Source organism: Ferrimonas senticii DSM 18821 (assembly GCF_000422665.1).
GTDB lineage: Bacteria > Pseudomonadota > Gammaproteobacteria > Enterobacterales > Shewanellaceae > Ferrimonas > Ferrimonas senticii.
In genome coordinates this window covers 61772-88341 of sequence record NZ_KE383900.1, presented here as the reverse complement: position 1 = coordinate 88341, position 26570 = coordinate 61772, and the positions used below count along the sequence as shown (strand labels likewise).

The window sequence follows — 26570 nt, the reverse complement described above, 5'->3', positions numbered from 1 at the left end:
ACTCTGACAGCATTCGTGCTTTGCCAAGGTAGTTGCTGATGCAGCAAGACAGCATTCATAACGTTCATATCGCCTCCGAGCAGGTGTTAACCACCCCCAATCAACTCAAGGCTGAACTGCCATTAGGGGAGGGGGCGCGGCAGCGGATCTTAGCCGCCCGTCGGCAGGTGGCGGACATCGTTCATAAGCGTGATAACCGCTTATTGGTGATCACCGGCCCGTGCTCCATTCATGATATTGAGGCGGCCAAAGCGTACGCGCTGCGGCTCAAGCAACTGCATGATGATCTGCGCCATCAGTTTTACATCGTGATGCGAGTCTATTTTGAAAAGCCACGCACCACGGTTGGCTGGAAGGGGCTTATCAACGATCCCGATATGGATAACTCGTTCGATATCGAAAAGGGCCTGCGACAAGCGCGCGAATTGCTGCTGTGGTTGGCCGAACTGGGGTTGCCGGTAGCCACCGAGGCGCTCGATCCCATCAGTCCGCAATATCTAGGCGAGCTGTTCTGCTGGTCGGCGATTGGGGCTCGTACCACCGAATCGCAAACCCACCGAGAGATGGCCTCGGGGTTGTCGATGCCGGTCGGTTTTAAAAATGGCACCAACGGCAAACTCGATGTCGCCATCAATGCCTTGCAAGCGGCCTCGCACTGTCACCGTTTTATGGGGATCAACAGCGACGGCCAAGTGGCGCTGCTAAGCACCGGCGGCAATCCAGACGGTCATGTGATCCTCCGTGGCGGTCGCCAGCCCAATTACGACTCGGTCAGTGTCGCCGTTAGTGAGCAAGCGCTGCATGACGCGGGCTTAAATGCTCGCCTGGTGGTCGATTGCAGTCATGGTAACTCGGCTAAAGATCACCGTCGGCAACCGTTGGTGGCGCAGAACGTGTTTCACCAAATCGCCGATGGCAATCGCTCGATCATTGGCATTATGTTGGAAAGTCACCTCTTTCAAGGCAACCAACAGGCGGCGGATAAACCGCTGCAGTATGGGGTATCGATCACCGACGCCTGCATCGATTGGGATACCACTGACACCCTGCTACGCGATGGCGCCGAAGCGCTGTCAGCAGTACTAGCAAACCGATTTAAGGAGGCTTGATGGTCGAGCCGACAAGCGTGGCGCTGGATGCGTTGCGACAACAGATTGATGAGTCCGATAAGGCGCTGCTGGAGATCCTCCGGCGTCGTCAGCAGTTGGTGGCACAGGTTGGCACCATTAAGCATCAAGAGGGCTTGCCGATCTACGCGCCGGCGCGCGAGGCCAGCATGTTGGCTAAGCGCCGCAGCGAAGCGGAAGCGATGGGGCTGTCGCCACAGTTGATTGAAGATCTGCTGCGGCGAATTATGCGCGAGTCCTACATCAGCGAAAAAGAGATCGGTTTTAAGCGGGTTAATCCCGATCTGGGGCCGGTGGTGATCGTCGGCGGCGGCGGTAAGCTTGGCGGGCTGTTCGCGCAGCTGTTCCAGCTGTCGGGCTATCCAGTGCGGCTATTGGAACAGGGCGATTGGGATAATGCCGAAGCGCTGGTAGCCGATGCCGGAATGGTGCTGGTGTCGGTGCCGATCGACGTCACCGAGGCGGTGATCGCCAAGTTGCCGCCGTTGCCAGCAGATTGCCTATTAGTGGATCTCACCTCGATCAAACAGGCACCATTAGCGGCGATGTTGAAAGCCCATGCCGGCCCGGTGCTGGGATTGCACCCCATGTTTGGCGCCGATGTTGCCAGCCTGGCGAAGCAGGTGGTGGTGGTCTGCGAAGGACGGATGCCAGAGCAATATCAGTGGCTGCTGGAGCAGATCACCATCTGGGGCGCTCGCTTGCACCACGCGTCCGCGGTCGAGCACGACCAAGCGATGCAGTTAGTGCAGGCGATGCGTCACTTCACCGCCTTTGTTTATGGCATGCACTTAAAGCGTGAACACGCCGATATTGAACAACTGCTGCAGTTCTCCTCACCGATCTATCGGTTGGAGTTAGCGATGGTTGGTCGGCTGTTTGCTCAAGATGCCAACCTGTATGCCGACATCATCTTTAGCCAGCCGGATACCTTAGCGCGAGCGCGGCACTATCTGGATCGCTACCAACAGGCGCTAGCGCTGCTAGAGCAAGGCGACAAGGCTGGCTTTAACCGGATCTTTGCCAATGTTGCTCACTGGTTTGGTGATTTCGCCGAGCAGTTCCAGCACGAAAGCGCCAATATGCTGATGATGGCTAACGATAGCCGCAGCGTTTAAATTACCGCGATAACAACAAGGAGGTTGTCGGTTATGGCTACTATCGCCATTGTTCGCCGTCATCGATTAGATCCGAGCAAATTAGCGGCCTTAGTCGATGAGGTGACCGCCGAGCTCGCGACCCAGTATCAGCTGCAATGCGATCACCGTGACGACGGCATCCATTTCAATCGAATTGGCGCCAGCGGTCGGTTGGCGACGTGTGAGCAGCAGCTGCGGTTGGAGCTCAAGCTAGGCTTTATGCTGAAACCGTTTCGGGCCCAGATCGAGCAGCAGATCCATCGCCAGCTGGATCAACTGCTCGGCGAAAACTCAGCCATCATTTGATCTGCATCAATTTCCCGCCTTGGCTTTAGAAGCCAAATTCTAACGGCGCTCCATAGACTGAAAGTGAGGCAGATAAGCCTCACTCTCTCACTACTGGAGGCACCCATGTCTACCCCAATTGAAAAACTGATCACTAACGACGAGGCACTGGCACGCAAGATTTGGTTAGCGGGCTTGGGTGCCTACGCCAAGGGCAGTCGTGAACTGGGTCAATTGTCTGATCGTTCTCGCAGCTGGCTTACCGATCTGGTTGAGCAAGGTCGAGCGATGGAAACCGATACCAAAACCCGCTGGAAAGACGCTTCAAGTCAAACCACTCAAGCGGTTAACGACAAGATGAACGAGCAGATGCAGCGCTTTACCGGCATGGACCCACGGCAGCTGGATGATCTGGATGCCAAGCTGGAAAAGCTGGCGGCGATGGTTGATAAGCTGGCCGAGATGAAAGTGGCCGAAGCCAAGCCGGCAGCGCCGACGAAAGCGGCTGCAGCACGTCCCCGTAAAGCCGCCAAACCGGCCGTCAAGCCAGAGCCTAAAGCGGCGCCAGTGAAACCGGCTGCGGCGGTTAAGCCAGCAGCGGTCAAGCCGAAAGCGATGGCGGCAAAGCCTGATGACACTAAAGTAAGCTAGGAGGTCCCATGGATAACGTCGAACGTCATGATAACTGGTTGCAAGATGGCGAGCAGATGGCACGCAACATCTGGTGGGCAGGCTTAGGAGTTTATGGTCGCAGCCTGCAAGAGGGGCAAGCGATCGAAGGGCGCACCAGCGAGCTGTTTGAATCTTTAGTTGAAGAGGGCCGTCAAGTTGAAGGCCGCACTCGCGAAACCATTCAACAGCAGGTGGCTAGCACCAATCGTCGGGTTGAACAGCGGGTACAAGCGTTGTTTGGCCGAATGAGCGGCATCGATCCCAACCGCGTTGAGCAGATGAACCACAAGATCGACAAGCTTACTGAGATGGTCGAAAAGCTTGCCAGCAAATAGCGCAGATCCCGCCGCTACCCGTTAGCGGCGGTTTACTATCCGAACCCCGACTGACCCAAATCAAGGTGGTTAGCGCGGTAATTTCCGACAATGTTTGATACTGCCAATACAGCTGGAGCGGCGATGAGTAGCACCTTGGGTTTGATGGATTTAGCCTTTGTTATCCTGGAGCGTGACGCCAATCCCGCTCATATCTGCGGCTTGGCGCTGCTGTCTCCGGAGGAGGGTGAGGCACATCACTACGCCGAGGCGTTGGTCAACAAATTGCGCGCCAGCCAACCGGGCCGAGCGCCGTTTAATCAGTTGCTTGATATTGGCATCAGCCATCTGCCGCGTTGGCAACCGGTGGCGTTTGTCGATATGGATTACCACGTGCGTCATTCCCATCTGCCGTTGCCAGGGGATCGTCACCAACTGTTGGAGTTGATCGCCCGCATTCACAGTTACCGGTTGGATCGCACCCGACCGCTGTGGGAGCTGTGGGTGATCGACGGCTTGGCGGATAACCAAGTAGCGTTGCTGATTAAAATTCACCACGCCTGTGCCGATGGCATCAAGGCGGTCAATATGTTCAGTCAATGCTGCAGCAGCGATCCATTGGCACCATCACCGCTGTTTTGGGATTTGCCGGAGGCGCAGTTGAACGGTTGCGATCAGCAGCGCAACCAAGCTCTATTGCCACTGATCCGCCGCCAGTTTGGCGCCAGCTTAGGGCTGACCAAGATCGCCAGCCAACTGCTGCTCAATTGGGCCAAGGTCGGCACCAGTCGCTTATCGTTGCCATTCACCGCACCACGGACGCCGTTTAATCGCAGCCGCGATAAAGCGCGCACGGTAGCGCTGACCTCAGTGCCGTTACGGCGTCTGCATCGGCTGGCGAAACTCAATGGCTGTTCACTCAATGATGTGGTGTTGACGGTCACTGACATGGCGCTACATCGCTATCTTAGCCAACACAACTGGCGTAGCGAGCGGCCGATGGTGGCGCAGATGCCGATCAACCTGCGGGCAGATGGCGATGAGCTTAGCGGTTGCAATAAGTTTACCCTTGGGATGATTGAGCTGGGGCGCAATGATGAGCCGCCACTGCAGCGGCTGCATGGGATCAGCGCTGCTACCTACGCCACCAAGCAGCAGGCGCTGGAACTGTCGCCAGACGCCTATTATCAATACGCGATCATCATTAATGGCATCAGTGTGCTGGCAGGCCGGTTGGATCTCGATCAATGGTTGCCACCGGCGACCAATATGTTGATCTCCAATGTCCGCGGCCCCAACGAGCAGGTCTATTTTAACGGCGCGCGCTTAGACTCGTTGTACCCGATCTCGTTGTTGGTGCCAGGGCAAAGCTTGAACATTACTCTGCTAAGCTACAACGGTAAATTGCAGTTTGGCTTAACCTGTTGTCGTCGTTCATTACCGGGCTTTGAAGCGGTGGCCGAATACCTGCAACAAGCGGTGGTGGAACTTGAACATGAGACCTTGCAAGCGCTGACTTCGGTGCTGTTTGAAGCCGCTGAATCAGCTTAAGGAGGCGTAATGGCCAGTTGGCGCTCGGTGGCACTGAATAAATTGCTGTTTCGGTTGATGCGGGGACGCTTGGCCAAGTGCAATGATGTTTATGGCCTGCGCACCGTGGTGGCGGAGCTGGAAAAGCTTGGTAGCTACATTTCCGCGCCGACGGCGATGGAGATCATCAGCGACCAAATTGCTGGGGTTTCCTGTGATTGGGTTAGCCTTGGTCGCGGCGTTGGTCGGCGGATTATTCTCTGTTTTCCCGGTGGCGGTTTCTGTTTTCGCACCCCAACCATTCATGCGGCGGCGTTGGCGCGGTTAGCGCAGTTGACCAACTCCCGTGGGGTGCTGGTGAACTATCGATTGGCGCCGGAGTTTCCATTCCCGGCCGCACAACAAGATGGCTTGGCGGTGTATCAGCAGCTGCTGCAGGACGGCTACGCCGCTGAAGATATCGTGTTTTTAGGCGACAGCGCTGGGGCCAACCTAGCCGTGACCACCATGCTGTTGGCGCGGGAGCAGGGATTGCCGCAACCGGCGGCGGCGCTGTTGCTGTCACCAGCGGTGGATATGACCGTTAATGGCGAGTCGGCGTTTTTGCTGCGCGAACACGATCCGTTCTTTGATTTAGGCACCTTGCTGTTGATGCGCAACAGTTACCTGAATGGCCATTGCCCTTGCGATCCATTGGTATCGCCGATTTTTGCCGAGTTGCAGCAGTTGGCGCCAATGATGCTGCACGTTGGCGCGCTGGAGATTTTACGGGACGATGCGGTACGCCTAGCGGCGCAGGTGCGGCGCCATGGTGGCGAAGCGGATCTGACTATCTGGCCGGGGATGCCGCACGTATTCCACCTGTTTGATCAGCTGCCGGAAGCGGACGAAGCGCTGCGGCGAATGGCGCAGTTTATCGAGCAGCACAGCGGCCAACACGACTGCTGATAGTGGCTGTCGAGCATCGGGCTAACGAACTACCCAGTATCCCGCGAATGAACAAACCGCTTAGTGAGTCCACTGCTCGCTTAGCCGCACTGCAGGATGATCGTACGGCTTAAGCATTAGGGCGATGGCGTCGGCGGTGCTTAGCAGCAGTTGCTCGATGCTTTGCGGTTGTTGCAATTCCCCTTCAAAGCTCAAACTGGCAAAGGCATACAGCAGCAACGAGTCGGCTAGGATCTGCTGCTGGGGCTCCGGCAGTGGCAGTGGTTGCACGGCAATCATGGCACGAAACATCTGTTGGCTGTGGTTGCGAATTTGCCGCAAGGTTAACCGCCAGCTTTGCTGCAGGGCGCGATCGCCAAAGCGAAAACAGGCTTGATCGCGAAACACAAAGCGAAAGTGATAGCCGATCTGCAGCAAGCTAAGCAGATAGGGCTGCAGATCCTCCGGTTGCTGCACGTCCTCAATAAAGCGGCGATACAGATGGCGCAGCGCCAACTCTAATTCGGCCAACAGCGCGGTCAGGATCTCCTCCTTGCCGCGAAAGTGGTAATAAAGATTACCGGGGCTGATCTCCAACTCATTGGCAATCTCAACGCAACTTAGTTGCGCTGTGCCTGTGCTGTTAAAGCCGCGCAAGGCGGCTTCTAGGATCCGCTCTCTAGTGGCCATCGACGGTTTCATGCAGTTGCTCTAGCAGATAGCGCTGCTCTGAATCCGCCATCGCTTGGCAGGATTTGCCAACAAAGGCTTCTAAGGTTTTGCCAAGTATCGGGATCGATGACTGAATATTCAGATTCAGGTAGTTGCAGCAGCCATTGCTGTAGTTGCGCCATTGCATCACCCCATCGATGCTGATCGGTACCCCGGCCAGTTTTACTTGGAATTGGCAATCAAAGCCGTCTTCGGTTTCCAGCCACTGCTCGCTCTGTTCAATGCTGATGTCGCTGCCTAACAACGATTTCAGCATCGCTGGCACATCCGATTGCATCTGGCGCTGGCTGCGGATCTCATTATCAACCACCGCCACTCGAACCTGCTTGGCGCCTTGCGCGAGATACTTTTGCTCGACCAGTTGTGGCTGCCAAAAGTGATTGAGCACCTGTTCGCAGGGGGCAGGGTAACGGTGCTCTAGATGGATGTTAGTCATGATTGTTGTCACCTTAGAAGTAGATGCCACGCAGCAGCGCCGCTAACTGGATCTGTTGTTGTTGATCGGCCAAGGCGTTATCACGCTGAGCTTGTGGCGAGTCAGGGAACATGCGGAATGCGCCGTTCATCACCAACTCCGCCATCTTCGGTGCCACCGCATGCAGCACCGCCCCTAAGATCCCCAGCTTGGTGGCGATCCGCTTCGGTTGGTGGATGATGGCATCGACCACCAATTCTGCCGCTTGTTCTGGGGTTAGGGTTGGCACGTCGTCATACATCTTGGTGGGGGCGATCATCGGCGTGCGCACTAGCGGCATATTGATGGTGGTAAAGCGGATGTTCATGTCGGAATACTCCGACGCGGCGCAGCGACTAAAGGCGTCCAAAGCGGCTTTGGAGGCCACATACGCAGAGAATCGCGGTGCATTGGTGAGCACGCCGATGGAGCTGATGTTGATCACGTGGCCGCGATGGTGATGCTCCATGCCATCCAGCACCCCCAGAATCAGCCGCAGCGCGCCAAAGTAGTTAAGCGCCATGGTGCGTTCAAAGTCGTGGAAACGATCTTTGGAATCGGTGACCGCCCGGCGGATCGAACGACCGGCATTGTTGATCAGTAGGTGGACAGCGCCGTGTTCGGCCTTGATCTGCGCCAGTAGCTCTTCGGTTTGTTCGGCGTTGGTCAGATCGGTGCAATAGGCGTGAACCGATTCGGCGCCGAGAGCCAACAGTTCCTGTTTGGCTTGTTCTAATTGCTCGCAGTCGCGGGCGACAATCAAGAAATTGGCTTTGCTGCAGTGGGCCAAGCGTTTGGCGGTGGCCAGACCAATGCCAGAGCTGGCGCCGGTGATCAGCACATTGTGGCCGCACAGGCGCTGACACAAACTGCGATCTTTGTGCAGATCTGGATCGAGATTGCGCTCCCAGTAATCCCATAGGGTGGTGGCATAGCTGGCCAGCGGCGGGCATTCAATGCCAGCGGGTTTTAACAGGTTATGGGTAGCGCGACTGTCAAAGCGGGTGGGGTAGTTGACCATCTTCAGCGCGGTTTCCGGTACCCCCAGTTCAGCCATCACCCCTTGGAATAACCGCTTAGCCGGTGGGTAGTGGCTGAGCAGTTGCAGATAGTTGCGCGGAATAAAATTAAACAGGCGGGTGTTTAACCGCATCGCCATTCGGGGCGCATGGGCGGCGTCGGCGAACAGATTGAGCACCTCGCCAGAGCGCAGCGGATTGGGATCGGTTAGGTGAAAACATTGGCCATCCTGACCCTCAAGGTGGATCAGGTGATCCATGGCATCGGTAACAAAATCCACCGGTACGATATTCAGGCGACCGCCTTCAAACCCCAGCAGCGGCACCCATTTGGGCAGGTTATTGCGCAAACTTTGCAGCAACTTAAAGAACAGGTAAGGGCCATCGGGCTTATCCGCTTCGCCAGTGCGGCTATCGCCAACCACCATCCCCGGGCGGTAGATGCGATAGGGCACCGCCGTTTGTTCACGCACCGCATGTTCGGCCATGTGCTTGGTGAGGAAATAGGGGTGATCGAGCTGTTCCGCTTCGGCGAACATCCGCTCATCAAAGGTGCCGCGATAAAAGCCGGCGGCGGCGATGGAACTGACGTGGTGCAGGCAGCGAACTTGCAATTTGCTGGCGACGGCGATCACCTGCTTGGTGCCTTCAACGTTGGCGTTGATCTGCTCTTCTGCGCTGGCATTCAGATCGTAGATGGCGGCCAGATGGATCAGATGATCAATCTGGCCTTGCAACTGTTGCTGTTGATTTGGGGTGATCCCCAGATCGGTTTTGGTGATGTCGCCGTTGATGGCGATTAAGCGATCGGATTCGACCCCCAGTTGCTGGCCAATTTCAGCCAACCGCTGTTTTGAACGTTCACTACTGACTAAACAGAACAGGTTTCCCGGCCGCTGTACCAGCCGTGCTAGTAAAAACCGACCGAGAAAACCTGTGGCGCCAGTAATGAGATAGTTCATTGGTGGGGTACTCCATTGCTTGAGGTCTGACCTGTTGAATGATTAGCTCTCATTCTGGTGAGCAATGGTGGCGATTAAAAACCCAAATCGAGCGGTTGTTGATCGAGATCAGCGCGAATCGGAAAATTTATTCGAGCAATAACTCTAATTTGTACTCAGTCACGGTGATGGATCCCTTTCATTAACTGTGGGAATTGCGGGTAATTATTCGCCGTCAGCGAAAGACTTATCGCCGCTGCGCCAAGGGCTTGCGCTGCTTTGGCTTGTTTTATCAGTTGCCCCACGGAATCGTTTTTACCCAGCTCAACCACGACCGGGTAGCGACTGGCTGCGATCACCGCAGCCAGTTGATTTAGATCGCATGAACCGTTAGGGCTGCGCACCAGCAGCGCCACTTGTTGGTTGCCGTGTTGCACAATCCGATCGGCGCTGGCCAGCCACTGCTGCAGATTAGCATCAGCCGCTTGCGCCAATAACAGTGGTCGCGGTTGCTTGCCGGCCACCTCCAGTAAGGCTTGATCAGCAACGCTGCTTGGCTCCAGCAGCAGTAGCGCTAGATGCGGATCGGCAGCATCGATCTGCGCCGCCTGACTGAAGCGTCGCCCCTGCGGCAAAGTGGTGGTAGCGATGGCCTGATCACTGATCAGCAGTTGCCCGCCCTGTTCGGCGATAGTGGCGGCCATTGCCACGCTGCTGGCTTCAACCATCACAAATAGCTGGGCTGATTGCAGCGGTTGAACGCCGATGTTGAACGGGTAATTGAGATTGCGGTCATCATCGACCAAGGCCACGCGGGGATCATCGGCCAATTGCTTGGCGGTCAGTTCGGTCGCAACAATGGTGTCACTGGGGTAACAGCCAAGCACTTTAATAAAGCGGGTCAGTTTCGTCAGTGCTTGCAGCGCTTGTTGCATTGCACTGCTGTCGAGATTGGCGGCGATGTCCAGATAGAACATCTCCTCCCATGGATTGCCGTGGATCGGCCGTGACGCCAGTTTGGTCATGGTCAAACCGTGCTGTTTAAGCACCAACAGCGCCTCGACTAGCGCGCCTGCTTGTTGGCCGGTGGCGATCAACAGTGAGGTTTTAGCGGGTACTTGCGCTGGCACCGATACCGACTGGCGGGCGATCACCACAAACCGACTTTCATTGCGCTGCTGGTTAGCCAATTGCTGCACCACCGCATGCAGTTGATAGAAGCGACCGCCGTCGGCGCTGCCGATGGCGGCACCGTGGGGATCGTTGTTTGCCTGTTGCATCGCTTCGGCACTGCTGGAGCAAAAATGCGGTTGCCAGTTTTTGTCTGCCAGATAGCCGCTGCACTGGGCATGAACCTGCGGGTGGGCGTAAACATTACTGATCTGCTCGATGCCGCGACCTTCAGGCAGCAACAGGCAATGGGCGATGGTTTCGGTGGTTTCGCCGACGATCTGCAGATCGGTTTTTTGCAGCAGATCGAACACCTCATTGATCACCCCTGAGGAGGTGTTTTCCACCGGCAGGATGCCGTAATCGGCACGGCCGTCACTGACCGCCGCAAAGATCTGTTCAAACCGTTGTTGCCCAAGCTCGGTCAGAGTGCGATCGCGCCGTTCAAAATAGTGGTAGGCGGCGATGTGGCTGTAGGAGCCACGGGCGCCAAGGTATGCGACGGTAACGTTGCCGCGCTCGCTGGGGTTGTGTTGTTCATGAAACCAGGCCTGTTGCAGCAGCACCGAATCTTCGATGATGGCGTGGAACAATCGCGCCACATATTGCCCATCCAAGCCCTGTTGTCGACCAACATTAACCAACCGGTTAAGCAGGGCGTTTTCCCGATCGCGATCGCGTACTGGTTTGATGTTGTCGCCGCTGGCGGCTTTGGTTTGGGCTACCTGTAGGCTTAAGTTACGGCGCTTAGCCAGTAACGTCAGCAGTTGTTGGTCAAGGTCGGTGATCTGCTGGCGAATGCCATCCAGTGGGGCGGTCGGTTCCATATCGATGCTATCAAAACAAATCTTATCCCCGACAGTACGATTTGCCAGCAACCGGCGCAAGTTATGAAAACACCCGCCGCAGCGGGTGTTGGCTCAACATAAGAGTGAGTTATGAAGATTAAGCGGGTTCTGCGTGAACGATGTCGCCGGTGCGGTCATGACGACGGGCGGTTTCCTTGTCGACGGCTTTGTTTAACTGCCGTTCCAGTTTGCTACTCAGCTGGTTCAGAGCAACGTAGAGATCTTCACTTTGGGCCTTGGCAAACAGTTGGCCAACGGTGCTGTTGGTGGTCGCTTCAACGCTAAATTCTTTACCCTCTTGGGTGATGATCAGATGCGGACCAATCAGATCGATATCGTGACGCAGTAGCTTGTCGAAACAGGCTTGGATGCGAACTTCCATGGACTCGGTAACAGCGACGGTTTTGCTGGTGATCTCAATACGCATAGTTGTCTCCTTCGCGACCTCTGTTGTGGTTCAACTTCAGACTACCCCTCTGGCACGATTGGCGAAAGTGATTCAGGTCATGTTTTGGTGCGCTTGATGGATTTAACGGCGAACGCACCGCAAAGTTGTAAAAATGCGCTAAAAGCCCTTGAAAGTGGCGATTTTTCGGTTGATATTGGATGGGATAACAACGGCAATATGCGCTGCCTGTGATGGGTTTTTGTACCGATTATGCTGGCGCCTTAGCGGCACAATCGTAGTTGTTTTAATCGGAGGATAGGATGTCGATCCGAGTTTGGGATCCGCTGGTGCGGATCTGTCATTGGGGCATCGCCCTGCTGCTGCCGTTGTGTTGGTACAGTGCCGATCAAGGTGAGATGGAACTCCACCAAAGCGCCGCCTATCTGCTGGCGGCGTTATTATTTGCCCGGCTTAGCTGGGGACTGTTTGGCAGCGTACCCGCCCGTTTTAGCCACTTTGTTCGCTCCCCCCAAGTGGTGCTTGATTATCTGCGCCAATGGCGTGCACCACGCTCTCCTCATCTAGGTCATAACCCTGCCGGCGGCTATATGGTGCTGCTGCTGTGGATGTTGCTGCTTTGCCAGTTCGCCACCGGTTTATTCATTACCGATGACATCCTTACCGAAGGGCCACTGTATGGCAGTGTCTCTGCCAGTCTGGCCTCGTGGTTTTCTCAGTATCACGGCTTTGGCATCAATCTATTGCTTGGCGCGGTGGCACTACACCTAACTGCCATCGCCGTGTATCGCTTGCGCGGCATATCACTTGTGACCCCGATGCTGCACGGCAAGGTGGTTATCAATACCGCACAACCGTTACTGCGGCCTTGGCCAGTGGCGCTCGGCTGGCTGATCGCTTGGGTGATCGTGGTCGCGCTGTGGTTGATCGCGCCGTTGTGGTGATAGTCATTGCCACACTGATCGGCTGCCCGAATCGTCACCGATAACGGCTATTGGATGGATCAGTGAGTCGCTGGCTTGGGGGTATCAGGCCAAGTCAGATCTGATGCCCAAACTGAAGCTAAATGCAAGTAAATGGATTGCGGTAGATGTAGCTGGCTGTCGGTTGCAATGGATGGATGGTTGTTAACTGCTTCGGGTTGCAAGCTGGTGCTTGTTAATGGGTTGGCTGCATTGGTGTTTGGTGTGTTGCCTATCTCTTTGTTTTTGTTGGCTTGCGCCCTTGTTGCCGGATTGTTTGTTTTAACAAGTTGGCAGTTGCTGTTTGCGATTGATTGTTAAATGTGATTGTTGCACGGAATGGTAATATGTTAACGCTTGCTTGTTTGACTTATTGATGAGTTGCCCGCGTTGGTGGCTACTTTTCGGTTGGAAATAAAAAAACCATCGGCACTGCCGATGGTTTTTGTTATTCGGTGGTGGCGAACATTAATCCGCTTTGAATTGGTCGTGGCAGCCTTTACAGGTTTTGCCAACGCCGCCAAAGGCTTTGGCGATCGCTCTGCTGTCGCCGCTGCTGCTGGCCTTGGCCAACGCTTTAGTGGCTAGCTGAAACTTATCGGCGATGGCGTTAAATTCGCCGCGATCGCTCCAAACCGCGGGCAGGGCACCGGTATCGCCTTGGTCGGAGCCTTTGACATCGAAGCCATTAAAGGGAATTGCGGCAAGCATTGCTAGATGCTCGGCACGTTCGGCAAACACTTGGCTGTCCATCGGCTTTTTGTTTTTCAGCATGGCGCCCATGTCGGCAAAGTTCTCTTTGATCAAACCAAAGGCCGCTTGGCGGTAATCGATGGCATCGGCGGCATCATCAAAGGCACCTTTCGCCATAGCGCTGCCGGTGCAAAGCAGCAGCGCGGTCGCAATTACAACTTTCTTCATTGTTTTCATCCTTAACCGATTAGTCTCTCCTGTAACCAAGCGATTGTAGCCTTGTTGCAAAAATGAAAACCAGCGCTTTAGTGACGGGATCTTGGTCACAGATCAAACTCGGTTGAATCTGCGGGTGCTTGCTAACCGTGATGCTGTAATGGTGTAATGACATGGCATTACACAAACAGAGAGTTGCTATGAGCGAAAATCGATGGCGAGAGTTACTGCAATTGCTGGCTAGCCAAACCGAATTAGAGACCTTTGAATGGCTGTTAAGCCTGCTTCTAAGCCACGATGAGCGGCAATCGATCGCGGGTCGACTGGCGATCATCAAGGCACTGTTAATCGGTGAACAAAGCCAGCGGCAGATCTCGGCAGAGTTGGGGATCAGTATCGCCACCATTACCCGCGCTTCTAACAACCTAAAGAACCTAAGTGCCAGTGAACTGGCGCAATTAAAACAACTGCTCAACGTCGACAACGCCAACACGATGTACGACTGACAATTACTACAAGCGAAGAGAACCTCTGATGTCTGAGACCACTGCCTCAGTGAGCGCTGCTCCAACCAAAAAAATGCCCAGTATTTTGGGCGGTGCGATGATTATTGCCGGTACCGCCGTTGGTGCCGGGATGTTTGCCCTGCCGGTATACAGTGCAGGGATGTGGTTCTCGGTGTCGATGGCACTGCTGCTGTTCTGCTGCTTTTGCGCCTACACCACCAGCTTGTACATGATTGAAGCGGGCCAGCACTACCCAGAGGGGGCTAGCTTTACCACCATCGCCGCCGATACCTTGGGGCCGCTGGGCAAACTGTTTGCTACTGGCTGTGTCGCTTTTGTCAGTTTTATCCTCTGCTACGCCTACATCTCCGGCGGCAGTTCCATCGTGGCGCAAGTCGCCGCTGATATGGGGATGAACTTGTCCCATTCCAGCGCCGCGGTATTGTTTGCGGTGGTGTTCGCCACCTTAGTGATTGCCGGTTCGCGAGTGGTCGATAAGGTGTCGGTGATTATGCTCGGCGGGATGGTGCTGACGTTTTTTGGCTCCACCTCAATGCTGACGGTGTCGGCCGATGCCGATAAGTTGTTCCCGGCGCTGCCATTTAGCGACAGCCTGTCCTACTTGTGGGTGGCTATCCCACTGCTGGTGACCAGTTTCGGCGTTCACAGCACCGTGCCGTCACTGGCCAAACACTACAACAAAGATATGCAGCGGGTGCGATTAGCGGTGCTGCTAGGGATGTTGCTGACGCTGCTGGTATACGTGGTATGGCAGTTGGCGATTATGGGCAACGTCGGTCGCGAGCAGTTCAGCGCGATCATTGCCGAAGGCGGTAACGTTGCTACCTTGATCAGCGCCGTAGGGCAGTCGACCGACGTTACTGGGGTTGAATCGGCGCTGATGGTGTTTGGTAACTTGGCACTGGCCAGCTCGTTTATTGGCGTGGCGTTGGGTCTGCAAGACTTGGTCAAAGATTTCTTTAAGTTGGGTGATAGCCTCAAGCACAGCCTGGTTGCTGGGGTTATTACCTTCTTGCCACCGGCGATCGGCGGCGCTTTGGCACCAAATGGCTTTATTACCGCCATTGGTTATGCGGCCTTGGCGGCGGTAGTGTTTGTGCTGATTTTGCCGCCGATGATGGCGCGGGTGCTGCGTCAGCGCGGTCAACAGGGTCAGTTCCAAGTGGCTGGCGGTATGGCGCGGTTGAATCTGGTGTTTGGCTTTGGCGTATTGGCGCTGGTTGCCGAAACGCTGCACCTGCTGGGGCTGTTGCCACAGTTTGGTTAATCCCCAAAGCTTGATATCAAAACCACTAAGCCGCTCTATGAGCGGCTTTTTTTATAACTGATTCGATATGGTTCTGCTGCCCAGCGGCGGGCCAAGGTATGCTGGCGGTTCGGGTTAATACAGTAAAAGGAACTAACCATGGCGCAGGTAAGCCGGAACGTGCAGTGGCATCAACATGCGGTCAGTCATCAACAGCGGTTGGCGCGCAACGGTCATCAGCCGGCGCTGCTGTGGTTTACTGGCTTAAGCGGTTCGGGTAAATCGACCATCGCCAATGCCCTAGAGGTCAAGTTGCATCAAGCTGGTTATCAAACCTATCTGCTTGATGGCGATAATATTCGCCATGGATTAAACGGTGATCTGGGTTTTTCTGATGCCGACAGAGTGGAAAACATTCGCCGCGTCGCCGAGGTCAGCAAGCTGTTTGTTGATGCCGGTACCATCGTACTGAGCGCCTTTATCTCGCCATTTAGCCGTGAACGCCAAGCGGTGCGCGAGTTACTTAGTGAAGGCCAATTCTTTGAGGTGTTTGTCGATACGCCGTTGGCTGTTTGTGAGCAGCGCGATCCCAAAGGGCTCTATCAACAAGCGCGCCGTGGCGAGATAGCCAACTTCACCGGCATCGATTCCGCCTATCAAGCGCCAGTGGCGCCCGAGATCCACCTGCGCACCGCCGAGCACAGCATCGACCAAGCGGTGGAGCAGATTATTGAGGCACTGACTAACGCCGGGGTGATCCCTGCGGCAGCGGAGTAACCGATGCACTTTGACCTATTTAATGGCGACGCCGATGGCATCTTGTCGTTGTTGCAACTGCGTTTGGCTAAGCCTAAATCGAGCACACTGATCACTGGGGTCAAGCGCGATATTCAGTTGCTCAAGCGAGTTAACGCGGTGGCAGGGGACAGCATCACCGTGCTGGATATTTCGCTGGATAAAAACGCCGAGCCACTGGCGTTGCTGCTTCAGGCCGGGGTTACGGTTGAGTATTTCGATCACCATCAAGCCGACAAGCTGACGCCCCATCCTAATTTGACCGCCCATATCAACACCGCTGCCAATTGCTGTACGGCGTTACTGGTGGATAACTACCTTGCTGGTCGTTATCGGCGTTGGGCCATCGTTGCCGCGTATGGCGATAACGTGGTTGCGGTGGCCGATAAGTTAGCCAAGCAGGCCGGTCTAACCAACCGACAAGCGCAACAACTGCGCGAGCTTGGCACCTTGCTGAACTACAACAGTTATGGCGACAGCGTCAGCGATCTGCACATTGCGCCAACCCAGCTGTTTAGCCAACTGCTGCCCTACGCTTGTCCACTGGATTTTATCGCCGCCAGCGATTCGCCATTTCGTTTTTTGCAGCAGGCGTTTGCCGAAGATATGGCGCTAGCACAGCAGATCCAGCCGCTGCATGTTGGCGAGCATAGCGCCGTTTATGATTTAGGTTCACAGCCTTGGTCACGGCGGATCAGTGGGGTATTTGGCAATACCCTTGCAAATCGGTATCCTCGCAGGGCGCACGCGGTATTAACCGGTAATGCCGATGGCAGCCACCGAGTCAGCGTGCGCGCCCCGTTGGCGAATAAGATCGGTGCCGATACACTCTGCAGTCAGTTTGTCGGCGGTGGCGGTCGCCAAGCGGCGGCGGGGATCAACCGGTTGCCCGCTGCGCAACTGTCGCAATTTATCCAAGCGCTTATCAATCAATACAGCTAGGTCATCATGCTTTCCAAAGTCATTATTCCGGTTGCGGGTCTAGGTACCCGCATGCTGCCAGCCACCAAAGCCATCCCCAAAGAGATGTTGCCATTGGTGGATAAACCGCTGATCCAATACATCGTCGCCGAATGTGTCGCCGCCGGTTTTAAAGAGATTGTGCTGGTTACCCACGCTTCGAAAAACGCCATTGAAAACCACTTTGATACCTCGTTTGAACTGGAAGCGACCTTGGAGAAGCGGGTTAAACGGCAGCTGCTGGCAGAGGTACAAGCGATCTGCCCGAAAGATGTGACCATCATGCATGTGCGTCAAGGCGAGGCCAAAGGCCTAGGCCATGCGGTGCTGTGCGCTCAGCCGGTGGTGGGTGACAACCCGTTTGCGGTGGTGTTGCCGGATGTGATTTTGGATGAATACACCGCCGATCAAACCCGCGAAAACTTGGCGTTGATGAAGCAGCGCTTCGAGCAAACCCGTCACAGCCAGATTATGGTTGAACCGGTACCGATGGCGCAGGTTTCCAGCTACGGCGTGGCTGATTGTGGTGGTGCCCAGTTGCAGCCTGGCGATTCAGCGCCGATGACGGCGGTGGTGGAAAAACCGAAGCAGGAAGAGGCGCCGTCAAACTTGGCGGTGGTGGGCCGTTACATCCTGCCTGCGGACATCTGGCCACTGTTGGCGCGCACTCCGCTGGGCGCCGGTGATGAGATCCAGTTGACCGACGCCATCGCCATGCTAATGCAGCAGCAAACCGTGGAAGCGTTCCACATGACCGGCGAATCCCACGATTGTGGCAACAAGCTGGATTACATGAAGGCCAATCTGCGGTACGCCATGCGCCATCCAGAGCTGGGTGAACAATTCAGTGAGTTCGTTAACAGCCTGAAGTAAGCGCAGGCAGACGCACCAGCAAACTAGCGATCCCCGTTGCCGTTGGCACGGGGATTTTTGTTTGTTGGCGTTTGCTGTTGTTCGAGGGCGAATTTCACTACAACAACCGGCTAACACTATTTCGCCAAAAAATTGCTAAAGGTTCGTCGCCTTGCGCCGAAAACCTGACTGTAGCGGGGATACAGCAGTGATGGTTGGTCCCGGCGGCTATCGATTAAATTAAGGAATAAAATCATGGCTATTACCGTAAATACCAACGTCACTTCAATGACCGCCCAGCGCAGTGTTAACGGCGCTAACTCTGCCACCCAAACCGCGATGGAGCGTCTCTCCACCGGCTTGCGCATTAACTCGGCCAAAGACGACGCCGCGGGGATGCAGATCTCCAACCGTTTGACCTCACAGGTGAACGGCATCGACGTAGCGATGCGCAACGCCAACGATGGCATCTCCATCGCTCAGACCGCCGAAGGCGCGATGCAAGAATCCACCAACATCCTGCAGCGCATGCGTGATCTGTCATTGCAGTCCGCCAACGGTTCCAATTCCGATGAAGATCGTGCCTCGATTCAAAAAGAGGTTGTTGCGCTGCAAGAGGAGTTGACCCGGATCTCGGAAACCACTTCGTTCGGTGGCCAGAGCCTGCTTGATGGATCTTTTGGTACCAAACAGTTTCAGGTTGGTTCTAATTCCAACGAGACTATTGGTGTCACGTTAAGCGATATTAGTGCTGATAAGCTTGGCTTAACTACCTCTATATCAGGCTCTTATGCAGCTGGTGACGTCACCAAATTATTGGAAGCTGCAAGCGGTGATCCCGAAGCTAATGATGGTAAATTGACCTTTACATATGACGCTGATGGCAGCGGAGCAGAAGCCGCTATTAGCATTGAGTTGGAAGTTAAAGATCTTGCTGAAAAGACTCCTGAAGCGCTGGTTACTGCCGTAAATGACAAGCTGAAGGACACAGGCGTGCAAGCATCTCTGAACGATGATGGCGACTTAACCTTTTCGGGGGGGATGTCCGGCGATGCAACTCTAACTGCTGCTGCTAGCGGAACCGGTGTCACCACTACTTTAGCCCTTACCCGCGGCGCTGAAACCAGTGTGAATACCATAGATCTTTCTTCTGCTGAAACCTCTCAGTTGGCGATTGACGTTATTGATGCCGCGATTTCCCAAATCGACGAACAACGCGCCGACCTGGGTGCGGTACAAAACCGTTTCAACCACACCATCAACAACTTGGGTAATATCCAAACCAACGTAGCGGATGCGCGCTCTCGTATTCAAGACGTTGACTTTGCCAAAGAGTCTGCAGAGTTGGCGAAGCAGCAGGTGCTGTCACAGTCCTCTTCGGCAATGCTGGCGCAAGCCAACCAACTGCCACAAGCGGCACTGTCACTGCTGTAATCGCAACGACAAGCTAGCTAGAACAAGGGCACCCAGCGGGTGCCCTTGCTTTTAGGAGCCAGATAAGAGCAGTTGTCAGTGATTAGTTATCAGTAATCAGTTGTCAGTAATTAGTTATTAGCCAGAGCCAGAGCAGAAGCGGCGACCTCAGAAATCTTCACCAACCTGCTGAAAACTAAAATCTAAAAACTGAAAACTAAAAATAGGTAGCTGCCTTTAACTAAAGCTTCGCTTTCGCCCGCCGATATCTTGGGCAACAACCGTTTATCCGTTGTGGCTTTGAGGGACAACAATATGACCGCCAACATCAACTCGGTGTCGGCTGCGATAACCCCGTTGGTGGGTGCAGCGGCTACCCCAGATAACAATCATCTCCACAATAACCAGCAAGTTTCCCCTACCGCAGAGCCACAAGGCAGCAACATCGGCGGCAAAAAGTTGCCGCCCCAGCAGGCCATAGCGGCAACCGCGCTGGAGGCGATGACACAGCAACCGCAGGTTGAGGGCGAAGTTAGCCTTGGCCAAGGCAATCAGCAGACGCTGCAGAAGATGGCGCAAGAGTTGGCGCGGTTTATGGATGCCAATCAGCGCGCGTTGGCGTTCGAGGTCGACGACAGCAGTGGTCAGTCGGTGGTGGTGGTACGGGAACGACAAACCGATGAGGTGATCCGCCAGATCCCCTCGGAAGAGATGTTAAAACTGGCGGCTAAGCTGTCGGATCTGCGCGGCTTGTTGGTTGATTTGGAAATTTAAGGAAGCTCATCATGGGATTGTCATCACCGGGTATTGGTTCCGGAATGGATATCGGCGCCATCGTCACGGCGCTGGTTAACGCCAGTTACCAGCCACGACAGGTTAGCCTGAACGTCAAAGAAGCCGATATTCAGACCGAGATCTCCGCCATTGGCTCGGTCAAAGCGGCGATGGAAGCGTTTCAAGAGAGCGTGCAAGAGCTGCAGGATATCGACAGCTTTGATAAGCGTAAAACCACAGTCAGTGACGGCAGTGCGCTGGCGGTTGAAGCCGACAGCGATGCCGTCGCGGGCAACTATTCGGTGGAGATCCAACAGCTGGCACAAAGTCATAAAGTGGGCGCGGCGGCGGTAAAAGATAAAGAGTCCACCGTTGGTGAAGGCCGTTTGTCGATCTTTGTTGGTGTTGATGAGGCCGGCAATCCCGATAGCGAAGCCCAGCTCGATATCGAAGTCGCCGCCGATGACACCCTTGAAGATATCGTTAATAAGATCAATGACGCCGACGACAACCCAGGGGTTACCGCCACCATCGTCTATGGCGAAGATGGCCCGCAGATGGTGCTTAGCTCCGATGAAACTGGGGTTGAGAACAAGCTAACGGTGCAGGCCACCGACAGCAGTGGTAGCGGCTTAAGCGATACCTTCGGCAGTATGACTGAACTGCAAGCGGCCAAAGACGCCAAGTTAACTGTCGATGGCATCAGCATCAGCAGCGCCAGCAACACCGTCAGCGGCGCCATTGCTGGCATTGACTTGACCTTAAAAGAGGCGGAGCTGGGCAAAACCATCAACGTTGAGGTTAAACAAGATGTCGATGGTGCCAAAAAGGTGGTGGAAGAGTTCGTTGAACAATACAACGCGCTGCAGAAAACCCTATCGGATCTGAGCGGCTACGACGCTGAAAATGAAAAAGCGGGGCCGCTGCAGGGCGACAGTTTGCTGCGTGGCATCAGCAGTATCCTGCGCAACACCATGGGCAGCGTGTTCGGCGACGACAATACCAGCCTTGGCCAAATTGGCCTGAAGTTTGATCAGTACGGCACCTTAGAGGTGGATGACGACGCCCTTGATGAGGCGCTGAAGTCGGATATGAGCGGCGTTGCCAACCTGTTTGCCGAAGAGGACAAAGGGCTTTCCTATCTGCTGGATAATGCGTTAGAGCCGTACACCAAGTCTGGTGGCATCTTGGCTGGTCGGGATGAATCGTTAACCGGCCAATTGGATGATATTGGCGATCAGCGCGAATTGCTGAATCGGCAGATGGCGGCCTACGAATCGCAGATGTTTGATCAGTTCAACGCCATGGATCTGGTGATGTATGAACTGAACGCGCAACTGGCCGGGCTGCAAAACAACTTGGCTGGTCTACCTGGTATGGTGCCGAAAAACTAAAGTTTGCCGGCCGCTAACCGATAACTACAAGGCACCGCAATGACCGTGGCAACCGAACAACAACTTAGCGCAATTGATCAGCAGTTAACTCTGCTGTTGAGCCAATCTGAGCAAGCGCTTAGCACCGATTGGTCGGCGCTATTGGCAGAGCGCCAGCGCTGTCTAACGGCCCTGTCGGCGACCGAACTGGGGCAACAGCAGCAGTGGCTGCAACAGCAAATAGCGCACACCCAGCAATTGCTGCTGCTAGCCGCCGAGCAGCGGCAGCAATGCAAACAACGACTTGGCGGTTACCGTAAAGGGCGCGGCCAAGTGATGCGATATCAGCAAATTGAAGCAGGAAAAGGATAATGAGAGGCTCATTAAAGGCATACAAGCAGGTCAATGTGCAGGCGCAGGCCAGTGTCGCCAACCCGCACAAAATAGTGCAGATGCTGCTGGCCGGTGCCATTGAAAAGATCGCCTGCGCCATCTTGGCCATTGAACAGCAGCAGCTTGCCAAAAAGGGCGAACTGCTGAGCCGCTCGATGGAGATTATCTCGCACCTAGAAGCGGCGCTGGATCGCAGCCACGGCGAAGAGTTGGTCGACAACCTAAGCGCAATTTACGCCTATTGCATTCGCCGCTTGGCTGAGGCCAGTGCCAGCAATGATCGGCAGTTGTTGGAAGAGGTGATGGAACTGCTAAAAACCATCAAGTCCGGCTGGGATGAGATCCCCGCAGAACACCATCATCTAGGCCAAGCCATCTAATCCGCATGGTTATTTATTCATCTTTTTATAGAAAAACCGATCCCGCCGCACAAAATAACCACATTAAATAGGCGGTTGGTTATCGCTTTCTTGGCTACCGTTACAATTCTTGATAATTTTTGCTGCGTGCAGGTAATCATGGATGCCACGCCTGCAGGCACTTATATCACCCGGTAGCCAGAGCTCAACCACCTAATGCAAAACGATCAACTGATACTGCTTATCGATAGCGATCCCCAGCGCCAGCAGCAATTGCAAATGTTGCTGAATTTTATCGGTGAACAGACCGAGATAGTGCCATCGTCGCAACTGCTGGAACGGTTGCAAGATCATCGCTACCGCGCCGTGCTGCTGGCGGAAGAGATCTATGGCCAGCATCAACAGGCGTTGCAACAGCATCGTAACCAGCCGTTGGTGGCTATTGGTAACTCACTGTCCAGCAGTGGTAATTTGGTTACGGCCATCGCTCAGCCGTTCAGTTACGGGCAGTTAACCGAGGCGCTGCATTTCTGTCAGGTGTTTGGCCGCAGCAGTCAGCACCTGCCCGCACCGAGCCGCAATCAAACCAAATTGTTCCGCTCGTTGGTGGGACTCAGTCCTGCGGTGAGCCAAGTGCGGCAACTGCTTAGCCAAGTGGCCGGTACCGATGCCAGCGTGCTGGTGACCGGCGAATCGGGCACCGGTAAAGAGGTGGTGGCGCGTAACATTCACTACCTATCCCAGCGCCGCGATGGCCCATTTATTCCGGTTAATTGCGGTGCGATCCCGCCGGATCTGCTTGAAAGTGAGTTGTTCGGCCATGAACGCGGCGCCTTTACCGGCGCCATCAGTGCGCGCAAAGGTCGCTTTGAGCTGGCCCAAGGCGGTACCCTGTTTTTGGATGAGATCGGCGATATGCCGGCCAATATGCAGGTCAAGCTGTTGCGCGTGCTGCAAGAGCGGGTGTTCGAGCGCGTGGGTGGCAGTAAGCCGATGACGGCGGATGTGCGCATTGTTGCCGCGACCCACCAAGACTTGGAAAAGATGATCACGGCCGGCGAGTTTCGCGAGGATCTCTACTACCGCTTAAATGTGTTCCCTGTCGAGATGCCTGCGGTGCGTGAGCGCTGTGAGGATATCCCCTTACTGCTTAACGAATTGGTCAGTCGCTTAGAAGGCGAGGGCAAGGGCAAGGTGCGCTTTACCCGCCGGGCGATTGAGTCACTGTGTCAGCATAATTGGCCTGGCAACGTGCGAGAGATGTCCAATCTGGTCGAACGGATGGTGATTTTGTTCCCCAATGGCTTGGTCGACGTTAACGATTTGCCGCCCCGCTATCGCTACTTGGATGTGCCGGAATATGTCCCAGCGCTGCCAGTCAGCAGCGAAGCCGAACAAGAGGGCGATATGTTGGCGGCGCTGTTTAACGGCGATGAACCGATAGAGATCCAAGAGAGTCGCTTCCCGTCGGAACTGCCGGAAGAGGGGGTGAACTTGAAAGACATGCTGGCGGAACTGGAGATCGACATGATCCGTCAAGCGTTAGAGCAGGGCGGTAATGTGGTCGCTCGTGCCGCGGAATTGTTGGGAATGCGCCGCACCACCTTGGTGGAGAAGATGCGCAAATATGGACTCAACAAAGAAGGGATGTGATCGCAGTTGTGGTCGCTAACAAAACCGCCGTCAGGCGGTTTTGTCGTTTTTGCTCGCCGCTAAGCTCTGCTGCGCGCTACCAGCGCCGCTGAGTCAGAGCGCATGGGTGTAATATACATATATGTAACTAACGCTGCGGCTGTTTTACATCAAATGTTGCACCGGACTAAATTCTCTACTGATTTTGATAGAACAGTCGCAGTTTCTGGCACAAAGCCTGCTTAAAATAGCCAAAAATAAAACAAATAACTGTTTTTTGACGGGAAGTTTATGTCAGAGGGAATCGGCGAACCGACCCGTAACCCCCAGCAAGCCAGCAGCCGCCTGCATCATCTGATGCAGTTGTTGCCCGCCGGCGTGGTGGTGCTGGATGACGCTGGGGTGGTGGTGGAAGCCAACCCGCAGGCGCAGCAGTTGCTGGGCGAACCACTGCTTGGGCAGCGTTGGCGACGGGTGATCGGCCGCGCCTTTGCGCCGCAGTACGACGATGGTCATGAGGTCTCGCTGCACGATGGTCGGCGGGTTAAGTTGGCGACGCGAGCGTTGGCTCCGGAACCGGGTCAGTTGGTGATGCTGACCGATCTGACCGAAACCCGCCAATTGCAAACCAATCTTGCCCATCATCAGCGCCTGTGCGCGCTCGGCAAAATGGCGGCATCACTGGCGCACCAAATCCGTACGCCACTGGCCGCAGCACTGCTGTACGCCGCTAATCTAGGCAACCGCAATCTCGATGAGGCTGGCCGCGAGCGTTTTCAACATCGGCTGTTAGCCCGCCTTGGCGAATTGGAACAGCGGGTCAATGATCTGCTGCTGTATGCCCGTGGTGGTAATGAACAGCAGTTGCAACCGCTGGCGATCGGCGATCTGCTTCGGCAACTGCACAGCAGCATGGAAGCCAAACTGAGTCAGCATCAGATCAGTTGGAGTATGCCGACTGCTGCCCAAGGGCAGATCAACGGCAACCTCGATACCCTGTGCGGGGCGATGCAAAACCTAGTTAACAACGCCATCGAGGCTGGAGCTACTGCGCTGAAATGGCAACTGCACTGTGATGGCGGCGAGCTTAAACTGCAGTTGCTGGACAATGGCTGTGGCATTGACGCCGCCACCCAGCGGCAGATCCTCAGCCCCTTTTTCACCACCAAAACTAATGGCACCGGCCTTGGGCTGGCGGTGGTGCAAAGCGTTTGTCGCAGCCATCGGGGGCGCTTAGAGGTGGCCTCGGTTGTTGGTCAAGGCAGTTGTTTTAGCTTGATATTCCCAGCCATTGGAGTGGTCTATGAGTAACCCTACAGGCAGCCATCATGGCGCCACCATCTTAGTGGTTGAGGATGATTTAGGGCTGCGTGAGGCCTTGGTCGATACCTTGATGCTGGCCGGTTTTGCCACGGCCGAAGCCAGTGACGGCTATGAAGCGTTGTTGCTGCTAAAACGGCAGCGCATCGACATGGTCATCAGTGACGTGCAGATGGACGGAATGGACGGTTTAACCCTATTAAAAAGCTTGCGGCTTAAAGACAGTCAGCTGCCATTTTTGCTGATGACCGCCCACGGCAGTATCGATGCCGCCGTGGCCGCGATGCAAGCGGGCGCCAGTGACTATCTAGCCAAACCGTTTGCGCCGCAACTGCTGTTGGATCTGATTGGTCGCTATCTGCAGCCGCAGTTGCATCAATTGCCACAACCGGTGGTGGCTGATCCTAAATCGCAGCAACTGTTGGCGCTGGCGGCACGGGTAGCGGCCACCGACGCGTCAGTGATGGTGCTTGGGCCTAGTGGTTCAGGTAAAGAGGTGCTGGCGCGTTACATCCATCAGCAATCGCCGCGCAAGCCACAACCGTTTGTGGCGCTGAACTGTGCGGCGATCCCAGAAAATATGCTGGAAGCGACCCTGTTCGGCTATGAGAAAGGCGCATTCACTGGGGCGGTGACCGCCTGCGCCGGCAAGTTTGAACAAGCCGAAGGCGGCACCATCTTGCTGGATGAGATCACCGAGATGGATCTTAACCTGCAAGCGAAACTGCTGCGGGTGCTGCAAGAGCGCGAGGTTGAGCGGTTGGGATCACGCAAAACCATCAAGCTTAATGTGCGGGTGCTGGCGACCTCCAATCGCGATCTGGCGCAAGCGGTGGCCGATGGTAAGTTCCGCGAAGATCTCTATTACCGCCTGAATGTATTCCCATTGACTTGGCCGGCGCTGTGGCAACGACCACTGGATATCGTGCCATTGGCCGAGCACCTGCTGGCGAAACACGCCTTGCGCTGTAGTCAGCGATTGCCGCAGTTAGCGCCCTGTGCGCAGCAGCGACTGTTGAGCCACCGTTGGCCCGGCAACGTTCGGGAGCTGGATAACGTGATGCAGCGGGCCTTGATCCTGTGCCAAAGCGACACCCTCTATGGCCACGAGCTGTTTATTGACGGCGCCGATTTCAGTTTCGCCACCGATGCGCTGCTGACCCCAGTAGCTACTGCGACAACGGCGACAACGGCGGCGGTTGCCCCGGTGGCCGATGCCGTAACGGCGATCAGTGCCGCCGTTGGGATAGTCGGCGCTGGCGCCTTAAATCAGAACCTGCAGCATACCGAATTTAGCCTGATTGCGGAGGCGCTGCGCGCCCACGGTGGCAGTCGCAAAGCGGTGTCGGAACAATTGGCACTGAGCCCACGGACGCTGCGCTACAAGCTGGCGAAGATGCGCGATGCGGGTTTTGAGATCCCAGCTTGAGCGCATTTGATGTGGTTTGGTCTAAATTTTGCTAGCGAGATCAACATAGGCTAGACGTTGCC

27 protein-coding genes are annotated in these 26570 nt (G+C 55.2%); 21 read left to right on the top strand and 6 right to left on the bottom strand.

Going from position 1 to position 26570, the window contains the following annotated elements; all coding sequences use genetic code 11:
- Nucleotides 1–38: 38 nt before the first annotated feature.
- The 7 genes from G506_RS0117125 (at nt 39) to G506_RS0117095 (ending at nt 6015) form a co-directional block, all read left to right on the top strand.
- A complete protein-coding gene (locus tag G506_RS0117125; RefSeq protein WP_028117940.1) occupies nt 39–1109 on the top strand; it encodes a 3-deoxy-7-phosphoheptulonate synthase in 1071 nt (356 codons plus the stop codon).
- A complete protein-coding gene (gene tyrA, locus G506_RS0117120; RefSeq protein ID WP_028117939.1) occupies nt 1109–2245 on the top strand; it encodes a bifunctional chorismate mutase/prephenate dehydrogenase in 1137 nt (378 codons plus the stop codon). Before G506_RS0117125 ends, tyrA begins: the two co-directional genes overlap by 1 nt.
- Nucleotides 2246–2278: 33 nt before the next feature.
- Nucleotides 2279–2572 (top strand): polyhydroxyalkanoic acid system family protein, encoded by a 294-nt coding sequence (locus G506_RS0117115; RefSeq protein ID WP_028117938.1) that lies wholly within the window; start codon nt 2279–2281, stop codon nt 2570–2572.
- Between the two features lie 105 nt (nt 2573–2677).
- Entirely contained in the window at nt 2678–3202 is a 525-nt protein-coding gene (locus G506_RS20085) for a phasin family protein (protein WP_051202231.1), read from the top strand.
- A gap of 8 nt (nt 3203–3210) precedes the next feature.
- Complete coding sequence (locus G506_RS0117105) at nt 3211–3558, top strand: phasin family protein (protein ID WP_028117937.1); 348 nt, start codon at nt 3211–3213, stop codon at nt 3556–3558.
- Nucleotides 3559–3681: 123 nt separating this feature from the next.
- Entirely contained in the window at nt 3682–5088 is a 1407-nt protein-coding gene (locus G506_RS0117100; RefSeq protein ID WP_028117936.1) for a wax ester/triacylglycerol synthase family O-acyltransferase, read from the top strand.
- A 9-nt stretch (nt 5089–5097) separates the two neighbouring features.
- Nucleotides 5098–6015: an alpha/beta hydrolase gene (locus G506_RS0117095; RefSeq protein WP_028117935.1), complete on the top strand. Its 918-nt coding sequence runs from the start codon at nt 5098–5100 to the stop codon at nt 6013–6015.
- Between the two features lie 60 nt (nt 6016–6075).
- Here G506_RS0117095 and G506_RS20560 read toward each other — a convergent pair whose 3' ends face one another.
- From G506_RS20560 to hpf, 5 genes are all read right to left on the bottom strand, one after another.
- A complete protein-coding gene (locus tag G506_RS20560) occupies nt 6076–6696 on the bottom strand; it encodes a TetR/AcrR family transcriptional regulator (protein WP_084631554.1) in 621 nt (206 codons plus the stop codon).
- Nucleotides 6674–7162 (bottom strand): DUF2505 domain-containing protein, encoded by a 489-nt coding sequence (locus tag G506_RS0117085; protein ID WP_028117934.1) that lies wholly within the window; start codon nt 7160–7162, stop codon nt 6674–6676. Before G506_RS0117085 ends, G506_RS20560 begins: the two co-directional genes overlap by 23 nt.
- A 13-nt stretch (nt 7163–7175) precedes the next feature.
- The gene (locus G506_RS0117080) at nt 7176–9161 is read right to left on the bottom strand and encodes an SDR family oxidoreductase (RefSeq protein WP_028117933.1); all 1986 of its coding nucleotides are present in this window, start codon (nt 9159–9161) and stop codon (nt 7176–7178) included.
- Between the two features lie 155 nt (nt 9162–9316).
- Nucleotides 9317–11137, bottom strand: a complete 1821-nt coding sequence (locus G506_RS0117075) for a chorismate mutase (protein ID WP_028117932.1) — start codon at nt 11135–11137, stop codon at nt 9317–9319.
- 118 nt (nt 11138–11255) lie between these two features.
- Nucleotides 11256–11585, bottom strand: coding sequence for a ribosome hibernation-promoting factor, HPF/YfiA family (hpf, locus tag G506_RS0117070; RefSeq protein ID WP_028117931.1), 330 nt, complete (start codon nt 11583–11585; stop codon nt 11256–11258).
- A 281-nt stretch (nt 11586–11866) separates the two neighbouring features.
- Here hpf and G506_RS0117060 point away from each other — a divergent pair, with 281 nt between their 5' ends.
- On the top strand, nt 11867–12508 hold the full coding sequence (locus G506_RS0117060; protein ID WP_051202229.1) for a cytochrome b/b6 domain-containing protein: 642 nt from the start codon (nt 11867–11869) through the stop codon (nt 12506–12508).
- 486 nt (nt 12509–12994) lie between these two features.
- Here G506_RS0117060 and G506_RS0117050 read toward each other — a convergent pair whose 3' ends face one another.
- The gene (locus G506_RS0117050) at nt 12995–13447 is read right to left on the bottom strand and encodes a c-type cytochrome (RefSeq protein WP_028117929.1); all 453 of its coding nucleotides are present in this window, start codon (nt 13445–13447) and stop codon (nt 12995–12997) included.
- A 188-nt stretch (nt 13448–13635) separates the two neighbouring features.
- Between G506_RS0117050 and trpR the strand changes: the two genes are divergently transcribed.
- The 13 genes from trpR to G506_RS0116985 all read left to right on the top strand — a co-directional run bounded on the left by trpR (nt 13636) and on the right by G506_RS0116985 (nt 26508).
- Nucleotides 13636–13941: a trp operon repressor gene (trpR, locus tag G506_RS0117045; protein WP_028117928.1), complete on the top strand. Its 306-nt coding sequence runs from the start codon at nt 13636–13638 to the stop codon at nt 13939–13941.
- A 28-nt stretch (nt 13942–13969) separates the two neighbouring features.
- Entirely contained in the window at nt 13970–15229 is a 1260-nt protein-coding gene (locus tag G506_RS0117040; protein ID WP_035387478.1) for an amino acid permease, read from the top strand.
- Nucleotides 15230–15367: 138 nt separating this feature from the next.
- Nucleotides 15368–15985: an adenylyl-sulfate kinase gene (cysC, locus tag G506_RS20075; RefSeq protein ID WP_035387477.1), complete on the top strand. Its 618-nt coding sequence runs from the start codon at nt 15368–15370 to the stop codon at nt 15983–15985.
- Between the two features lie 3 nt (nt 15986–15988).
- Nucleotides 15989–16945, top strand: a complete 957-nt coding sequence (locus G506_RS0117030) for a hypothetical protein (RefSeq protein ID WP_028117926.1) — start codon at nt 15989–15991, stop codon at nt 16943–16945.
- 6 nt (nt 16946–16951) lie between these two features.
- Complete coding sequence (gene galU / locus G506_RS0117025; RefSeq protein WP_028117925.1) at nt 16952–17836, top strand: UTP--glucose-1-phosphate uridylyltransferase GalU; 885 nt, start codon at nt 16952–16954, stop codon at nt 17834–17836.
- Between the two features lie 234 nt (nt 17837–18070).
- Complete coding sequence (locus G506_RS0117020) at nt 18071–19249, top strand: flagellin (protein WP_028117924.1); 1179 nt, start codon at nt 18071–18073, stop codon at nt 19247–19249.
- 294 nt (nt 19250–19543) lie between these two features.
- Nucleotides 19544–20002 (top strand): flagellar protein FlaG, encoded by a 459-nt coding sequence (locus G506_RS20555; RefSeq protein WP_051202228.1) that lies wholly within the window; start codon nt 19544–19546, stop codon nt 20000–20002.
- Nucleotides 20003–20013: 11 nt separating this feature from the next.
- Nucleotides 20014–21396, top strand: a complete 1383-nt coding sequence (gene fliD / locus G506_RS0117010) for a flagellar filament capping protein FliD (RefSeq protein WP_028117923.1) — start codon at nt 20014–20016, stop codon at nt 21394–21396.
- Between the two features lie 39 nt (nt 21397–21435).
- The gene (locus G506_RS0117005) at nt 21436–21747 is read left to right on the top strand and encodes a hypothetical protein (RefSeq protein ID WP_028117922.1); all 312 of its coding nucleotides are present in this window, start codon (nt 21436–21438) and stop codon (nt 21745–21747) included.
- Complete coding sequence (fliS, locus tag G506_RS0117000) at nt 21747–22148, top strand: flagellar export chaperone FliS (RefSeq protein ID WP_028117921.1); 402 nt, start codon at nt 21747–21749, stop codon at nt 22146–22148. Before G506_RS0117005 ends, fliS begins: the two co-directional genes overlap by 1 nt.
- A gap of 195 nt (nt 22149–22343) precedes the next feature.
- Complete coding sequence (locus G506_RS0116995; RefSeq protein WP_028117920.1) at nt 22344–23780, top strand: sigma-54 interaction domain-containing protein; 1437 nt, start codon at nt 22344–22346, stop codon at nt 23778–23780.
- 270 nt (nt 23781–24050) lie between these two features.
- Nucleotides 24051–25070 carry a sensor histidine kinase gene (locus G506_RS0116990; protein ID WP_028117919.1) on the top strand — a complete coding sequence of 340 codons (1020 nt, stop codon included), beginning with the start codon at nt 24051–24053 and terminating at the stop codon, nt 25068–25070.
- The gene (locus G506_RS0116985; RefSeq protein WP_035387476.1) at nt 25063–26508 is read left to right on the top strand and encodes a sigma-54-dependent transcriptional regulator; all 1446 of its coding nucleotides are present in this window, start codon (nt 25063–25065) and stop codon (nt 26506–26508) included. Before G506_RS0116990 ends, G506_RS0116985 begins: the two co-directional genes overlap by 8 nt.
- The last annotated feature ends 62 nt before the right edge of the window (nt 26509–26570 follow it).